At 56.8% G+C, this 6,108-nt stretch carries 7 protein-coding genes; 6 read left to right on the forward strand and 1 reads right to left on the reverse strand.

The window, feature by feature from the left end:
• Positions 1-7: 7 nt before the first annotated feature.
• From AAEZ03_RS10105 to AAEZ03_RS10125, 5 genes are all read left to right on the forward strand, one after another.
• Positions 8-607: a disulfide bond formation protein B gene (locus AAEZ03_RS10105; RefSeq protein WP_350578200.1), complete on the forward strand. Its 600-nt coding sequence runs from the start codon at positions 8-10 to the stop codon at positions 605-607.
• Positions 608-640: 33 nt separating this feature from the next.
• The gene (locus AAEZ03_RS10110) at positions 641-1,057 is read left to right on the forward strand and encodes an Ivy family c-type lysozyme inhibitor (RefSeq protein ID WP_262123143.1); all 417 of its coding nucleotides are present in this window, start codon (positions 641-643) and stop codon (positions 1,055-1,057) included.
• 196 nt (positions 1,058-1,253) lie between these two features.
• The gene (locus tag AAEZ03_RS10115; RefSeq protein ID WP_350578203.1) at positions 1,254-2,300 is read left to right on the forward strand and encodes an EamA family transporter; all 1,047 of its coding nucleotides are present in this window, start codon (positions 1,254-1,256) and stop codon (positions 2,298-2,300) included.
• Positions 2,301-2,361: 61 nt separating this feature from the next.
• A complete protein-coding gene (locus AAEZ03_RS10120) occupies positions 2,362-2,952 on the forward strand; it encodes a DedA family protein (protein ID WP_350578206.1) in 591 nt (196 codons plus the stop codon).
• 165 nt (positions 2,953-3,117) lie between these two features.
• Positions 3,118-3,645, forward strand: coding sequence for a DUF4174 domain-containing protein (locus tag AAEZ03_RS10125; protein WP_262123149.1), 528 nt, complete (start codon positions 3,118-3,120; stop codon positions 3,643-3,645).
• A gap of 118 nt (positions 3,646-3,763) precedes the next feature.
• Here the strand turns inward: AAEZ03_RS10125 and punR are convergent, their stop codons facing one another.
• Entirely contained in the window at positions 3,764-4,714 is a 951-nt protein-coding gene (punR, locus tag AAEZ03_RS10130; RefSeq protein ID WP_350578210.1) for a DNA-binding transcriptional activator PunR, read from the reverse strand.
• Positions 4,715-4,831: 117 nt separating this feature from the next.
• Between punR and punC the strand changes: the two genes are divergently transcribed.
• On the forward strand, positions 4,832-6,016 hold the full coding sequence (gene punC / locus AAEZ03_RS10135) for a purine nucleoside transporter PunC (RefSeq protein ID WP_350578213.1): 1,185 nt from the start codon (positions 4,832-4,834) through the stop codon (positions 6,014-6,016).
• Positions 6,017-6,108: the final 92 nt, after the last annotated feature.

The following is a 6,108-nucleotide window of genomic DNA, read 5'->3' on the forward strand; positions in this document are numbered from 1 at the left end:
GGATGCCATGAATCGTTTTTCTAATAAATTAGCGGCGGGGTGGGGTGAGTACGCGTCGCCGCTGCTCTATGTCTATTTGCTGGGGATGATGGCGGTGCTTGCGGGGATATTGACCACTGCCATGACCCTGCAATATGTCGACGGTGAGTTGCCTTGCCCGCTGTGCCTGTTGCAGCGCGCGGCCATGCTGGGTGTATGTTTCGGGATCATGCAGCAATTGCGGCATGGGTACTCCTGGTTCAATACCGGCATTTGCCTGGCGTTTTCGGTGTTGCTGCTGATTATCTCGGTTCGGCAAACCTTGCTGGATATCTACCCGCGCCCAGGGCATGCCTATGTGGGCAGTGCGGTGTTTGGCCTGCATATGCCGGTCTGGTCAGTGATTATTGCGCTCTGTCTGATTACCGCGATCGCTTTGCAACTGATTATCTGGGGCGCCAATAAGCAGGTCACCGATAAAAGCATTGGGCTTTATCCGGGCCTGAAGACTATTGCATGTGCGCTCAGTTTTTATGTGATTGCAATCGGGGTGGTCAATTTTGTCTCGGTTGGGGTTCAGTGCAAGTTCAATCAATGTCACACCTTTAGTTATCAATTACTGGATTGAACAGTGTTGAGTGTGTCGAAAAGGAGTAAATCAGTGAAAACAGCTATTACGTTGGCTTTTGTGGGGGCCTCTTTACTGTCAGGTGTTGCCAATGCACAGACGCCACAATACTTGTTTGATGTGACGGGCAAGAGCCCGTACAAACAGGCCTATCAGGACATGCTGGCGTTCCCTGAATGGGTGCGCACCGGCCAAGGCACTTCGACGCCGCTGCAAGAAGTGGTCATTGATGGGCAGAAATACACCCTGGGCCAAATGTGTAAGCCCCATGACTGTGCGGATAATCAGCTGATTGTTATGTTCAGCTCCGACAAGAAAAAAGCCTGGGGCTTGTTGGCCACGCGATCGGCTGATGGTCAGTCATTCAATACACAGCTCTTGGGTGCGCCTGAGGCGGCCATCAAGGAGTATTTGAATAAAACCCTGGCCGAGAATAATCCAGAAGACTAAGCGGTTTGCCACGCAAAGCCGGGCCTGGTTCTGTTTCATTGCGCGTTCGATGAATTGGAATCAGGCCCGATTTTTTGTGCCTGACCCTTTGACTCGATGGCGGGATGCAACGCCATAAGTCATCACACGCGTTAGCTGTCGTTCAGGGCTGCATGGGTAGGCTAGGATGCACTCAGGTCCTGAACGGGTTGGCACCATGAATACCAGCGTGATTTATGCATTGGCTGCGGCCGCACTGTTCGGCGCCAGCACGCCGCTGGCCAAGGTGTTAGGGGCTGAGGTGTCGCCGGTGCTGCTGGCCGGTTTGCTGTATTTAGGCTGCGGAGTGGGCCTGGTGCTGGTGCGTTGTCTGCGCGACCGAGGCTGGAAACCCTCGGGTCTGCCTGCTGGCGAATGGCCGTCGCTGGCCGGGGCGATTCTGTTCGGCGGGGTGTTGGGGCCGGTTGCCCTGATGTTTGGCCTGACCCGCACCAGTGGTGCCACCGCGTCGCTGATGCTTAACCTCGAACCGGTGCTGACCGCGCTGTTGGCGTGGGTAGTGTTCAAGGAAAATGCTGACCGCCGAATTGTTCTGGGCATGTTGGCGATTATCGCCGGCGGCCTTGTGTTGTCCTGGCCAGCCGGGCACACCTTGGATGTTTCGCAATCGTGGCTGGGACCCATTGCGGTCGCTTTTGCCTGTTTCTGCTGGGCGGTGGACAACAACCTCACGCGCAAAGTATCGGCTTCTGATTCGTTGTATATCGCCGGTTCCAAAGGCTTGTTCGCCGGTTTGGTGAATTGTACGGTCGCGCTCACATTGGGCGCGCAGTGGGTGCCGATGCAGGTGTTGACGCCAACCCTGCTGATTGGCTTTTTAGGCTATGGCGTGAGTCTGGTGCTGTTCGTGCTGGCACTGCGTGGCCTGGGTGCGGCACGCACCGGGGCTTATTTTTCGACGGCGCCTTTTTTGGGCGCGGCCATCTCGATTCTGGTGCTGGGCGAGTCGGTTTCGCTGCTGTTTTGGCTGGCTGCGGCTTTTATGCTGTTCGGGGTGTGGCTGCACCTGACCGAATCCCATGCTCACCTGCATCAGCATCAACCGCTTGTGCATACGCACCGTCACACCCATGACGAGCACCATCAGCATGAACATGATGGGGATGAACCTGCGGGCATCGCGCACAGTCATACGCATCAACATGCGGCAATTGAGCACAATCACCCGCATTTTCCGGATATTCATCACCGGCACACGCACTGAACAGAGCGCCTCTTGCAGGAAGCAGTAACACTTTTTATTGGAATGGAGCGCCAGAGCGCACATGTTTGAACACATCGATTTGAACCACTTGCTGGCCACTTATGGCTACCTGGCCATTTTTATTGGTTGCCTGCTCGAAGGTGAAACCATCCTGATTCTAGGAGGGATGGCAGCGCACCAACATGTGCTCAAACTGTTGCCGGTGATTGGGTATGCCAGTTTGGCCGGGATGCTCGGCGATCAGTTGCTGTTCTGGGTCGGGCGCTATTTTGGCGAGCGATTGTTGCCCCGCTTGCACAAGCAGAAAGCCGCCATCGATCGGGTATCGCAGTTGATCAACCAGTACCCGACGGTGTCGATTTTTTCCGTACGTTTTCTCTACGGCATGCGCCTGGTTGGGCCGATGGTGATCGGTGCGAGCAAGGTGTCGCCGTTGAAATTCAGTGTCATCAACTTGCTGGGTGCGGTGGTCTGGGCAACGCTGTTCGTCAATGCGGGGTATTGGGCCGGGGAGTTTTTACAAGGCGTTTTTGGCGACCTTAAGCCATACCGATTGCCGATTGCGCTGTGTGTCATCGGATTGATGGTGGGCATTGGCCTGATTCGCCATCACCGGGCCAAGCGTCGCTCTACGGCCAAAACCGTCTCATGACTCAGGTATTTCAAGATATTTAGGTGTGGTTGCAATAAATAAACGTGAAAGGCAAAGTCCGGACACCGGTTGCGCCTATGCTTCCTACAACAGGCTCAGCGCCGAGGGTTTCAGGTCCTTGGCGGTACATTCGCGGACCCGGTCCGATAAGAAAAGGAGATCTGGATGTTTATCCGTTTATTGATCCTCGCCAGTGTGCTTGTCACCAGCACGGTCCAGGCCATTGAGGTTCCCAGCCCACTTGAACAGGATCGCGGCAAGTCCCGCCCGTTAATCATTGTTGCCCGTACACCGGCTGACCCAACACTGACCGCTCTCAAGAAGGAACTGGAGGATCCAGCGATTCAGCAAGGCTTCAAGGACCGTAACCTGGTGCTCTATGAGGTTGTCGGTATTGCCGGCAAGCGCGATGGCAAAGACCTTGAAACGCAGTCCACGATGTCACTGATACGCGGGCTCAAGCCCGGGATGATCATTGATAAGGCCAAGGTGATTCTGATCGGCAAGGACGGTGAGAGGAAATTTGAAGGCGAGGGCGATGCCGACCTCCCTAAATTGTTCGCCACCATCGATGCTTTGCCGGCCAGCGAGAAAGAAACCCAGGCCCCGCCAGAGGCCGCAGCCCCGGAGAAGCCGGGCAAAGGCACCAAGCCTGCAAAACCCGCCAAAGCGGTCAAGGCGCTGGAAGATTAACAGCGCTTTGTCACACGCAAAAAAAAGCCCGCTGGGGGGAGCGGGCTGAACGGGATTCACTAAAGGAGTAGGTTCAAAGTAGCCCTGGCGATGTGAAAGTGGTGTGAAAACCATGTCGTCAAAACGCTGAGTCTGATGCAATCTCTCCTTTAGCTTCAAAGTCGTGTTCGTTGAGCCACTCCTGGTTCAACGTGGGTGTATCGCCCAAATACTCCAGCAGCCAGTTCATCGCGGGAGACTGATGAGTCTGGTTCCAGGCGATGCAAGAAGGGCTGGAGGGGAAGGGCCTTTGCAACGGCAGGACGACCAGTCGACCTTGTGCAATCAAGGGCTGCGCCAGGTGCGCAGGCACCATGCCAACGCACAACCCATCACTCAGGCACGCCAGGCCCGTGGGCCAGTCGGGCACCATCATTCGTCGCTGGTTATCCAGCGTCCAGGTATCGCGCTTTGGCAGGCTGCGCGAGGTGTCATCCATACACAATGACGGGTAGGGGCGCAGTTGCTCGTCATTCAACGGGCCCTGAAGTGACGTCAAAGGATGTGCCGGGCTGGCCACACACAGCCAGTGCAGCGAACCCATATCACGGAAGGCAAAGCTGGCCGTGACGGGGATTGCCCGGGTCGCGCCGATGACGATGTCCGTGCGCCCGTCGACCAGGGCATCCCACACGCCGTTGTACACCTCGTAATTCACGAGCAATTCCACGTCGGGAAAGTGTCGGTAGAAATCCAGCAGCATTTGCTGGCAGCGGGGGTGTTTGACGATGGCGTCCACGCCGACCCGCAACTGGCCGCTCCAGCCATTGGCCACCTGCTGGCACAGACGCCGGGTGCCGTGCATTTTTTTCATCACAACGCGGGCTTCTTTGACGAACACGCGCCCGGCGGGTGTCAGCTCTACATCCCGATGACGACGGACAAACAACGGCACAGCGAGCCATTGCTCCAGCTGGCGGACGGTGTAACTGACGGCGGAGGGCACCCGATGCAGCTCTTGTGCGGCGCCACTGAAGCTCCCGTGGCGGGCGACTGCGTCAATGACATCCAGAGAGTATTCAGACCACATAGCTTGCCTTCGAAATATTTGATGCCATCAGGCAATAATTCTCGCTTCACAAGGCAATCCTCAGCCGGATAATGCGCGTCAGTCAACAAATTGTTTGATGGCAAGTTTTGGGTGCACATGAAGAATTCTTTTGGTTTTACCTGTTATCTCGCCGGGCTGAGCATGCTCGGCTATCTGGCGATGGATATGTACCTGCCAGCATTCGGCACATTGCGCAGCGAATTGGGCCTGTCTGCCGGGGCTGTAGGCGCGAGCCTGAGTATCTTTCTGGCCGGTTTCGCCTTTGGGCAATTGCTCTGGGGGCCGCTGTCTGACCGCCTGGGGCGCAAGCCAGTACTTTTGGCGGGCCTGTCCATGTTTGCCCTGGGCTGCGTGGGGATGTTGTTTGTCGACAATGCCGCGCTGTTGCTGACCCTGCGGTTTATTCAGGCCATCGGCATTTGCGCGGCGGCGGTAACCTGGCAAGCGCTGGTGATCGATCGCTATCCGTCTGAGAAAGCCAACCGGGTGTTTGCCGGGATCATGCCACTGATGGGCTTGTCACCTGCATTGGCTCCGCTGTTGGGCGCCGTGGTGCTCAACCATCTAGGCTGGCAGGCGATTTTTGCGGTGTTGCTGGGGTTGGCGTTACTGCTGATCGTGCCGACGCTGTTGCTCAAAGAAAAAGCCCGAAGCGTGGTCAGTACCCCGCAAGCAACTCAGGTCAGCTACTGGAAGCTACTGTGCTCGGCGAGTTTTAGCGGCAACGTGATGATGTTTGCGGCGTGCTCGGCGAGCTTCTTCGCCTGGCTGACCGCGTCGCCGTTCATTCTGGGGGACATGGGGTATAGCCCGAGTGATATAGGTTTGAGCTACGCCTTGCCGACGCTGGCATTTATGGCCGGTGGTTATGGTTGCCGCAGTGCCTTGCAGCGCATCAAGGGCCGCACGCTGTTGCCGTGGCTGCTGGTGGCGTACTGCGCGAGCATGGTGGGGTTGTATTGGGTGGCGACGCAAACCGAGCCGACGCTGGCGACCTTGCTGATACCGTTTTGCCTGATGGCGCTGGTTAACGGGGCGAGCTATCCGATTGTGGTGGCCAATGCGCTGATGCCCTTTGCCGGGAACTCGGGCAAAGCGGCCGGGCTGCAAAACACCTTACAGCTTGGCTTGTGTTTTTTGAGCAGCTTGTTGGTCTCGACCTACATCAGTCAGCCGCTGCAAATCACCGTCGAAGTGATGCTGGCGACGGCACCGCTGGCGGTATTGGGGTATGTCATCCAGCGGCGCAAGGCCAATGCAGAGGCGCTTGCAACCTCCTGACACCCCCAATCGCCCTGTAGGAGCCAACTGTCTTTCGCTTTGCCCGACAAACGCACATATCAGGGTGGCAGACGCTAAGTTTGCCTTCCGGA

Source organism: Pseudomonas sp. HY2-MNA-CIBAN-0224 (genome assembly GCF_040310285.1).
In the GTDB taxonomy this organism is placed as follows: domain Bacteria; phylum Pseudomonadota; class Gammaproteobacteria; order Pseudomonadales; family Pseudomonadaceae; genus Aquipseudomonas; species Aquipseudomonas helleri.

Excerpts from the sequence above, each read along its gene's own strand:
- AAEZ03_RS10125 (WP_262123149.1), top strand. The coding sequence starts at position 3,118 with ATGTTTATCCGTTTATTGATCCTCGCCAGTGTGCTTGTCACCAGCACG.
- AAEZ03_RS10120 (WP_350578206.1), top strand. The coding sequence starts at position 2,362 with ATGTTTGAACACATCGATTTGAACCACTTGCTGGCCACTTATGGCTAC.
- punC (WP_350578213.1), top strand. The coding sequence starts at position 4,832 with ATGAAGAATTCTTTTGGTTTTACCTGTTATCTCGCCGGGCTGAGCATG.
- punR (WP_350578210.1), bottom strand. The coding sequence starts at position 4,714 with ATGTGGTCTGAATACTCTCTGGATGTCATTGACGCAGTCGCCCGCCAC.
- AAEZ03_RS10115 (WP_350578203.1), top strand. The coding sequence starts at position 1,254 with ATGAATACCAGCGTGATTTATGCATTGGCTGCGGCCGCACTGTTCGGC.
- AAEZ03_RS10105 (WP_350578200.1), top strand. The coding sequence starts at position 8 with ATGAATCGTTTTTCTAATAAATTAGCGGCGGGGTGGGGTGAGTACGCG.